This is a genomic window from Devosia chinhatensis, assembly GCF_000969445.1.
Lineage (GTDB): Bacteria > Pseudomonadota > Alphaproteobacteria > Rhizobiales > Devosiaceae > Devosia > Devosia chinhatensis.
In genome coordinates this window covers 1-488 of record NZ_JZEY01000010.1, presented here as the reverse complement: position 1 = coordinate 488, position 488 = coordinate 1, and the positions used below count along the sequence as shown (strand labels likewise).

General features: G+C 65.6%; 1 pseudogene. It reads left to right on the top strand.

Annotation, left to right across the window (positions count from 1 at the left end):
• A pseudogene (locus tag VE26_RS17865) lies at positions 1-488 on the top strand (translation initiation factor IF-2); the annotation flags it as partial.

Sequence of the window (488 nt, the reverse complement as noted above, 5' to 3'; positions counted from 1 at the left end):
ACGCCAGAGGGGCAGAGGTTCCGACAATCGAGGCCATCACCAGGATGGCCAAGCCGGCAGCCGATCCGACCCGCGTCCGCACAGAGCTGCACCAGCACGAGGTCTTCGTGGAATCCATGGGCGGCGACGTGCTGGTCGTGGAAGTCTCCGCCAACACCGAGGCCGGTCTCGACAAGCTGCTCGAAACCATCCTGGTGCAGGCCGAAGTGCTCGGACTCGAGGTGGCCCGCGATGGCCGTGCCGAGGGTCTGGTCATCGCAGCCAAGCTCGATCGCGGTCGGGGTGCGGTAGCCACCGTTCTGGTCCAGCGCTGTACGCTCAAGCTCTGCGACATCCTCGTGGCCGATACTGAGTTTGCCCGTGTGCGCGCCCTCATCAACGACATGTGCGAGCAGGTCCAGGAAGCCGGTCCGTCCGTCCCCTTCGAGGTTCTCGGCTTCACCTGCATGCCGTGCGCGGGCTACCGGTTCTCCGTCTTCGAGAGCGCT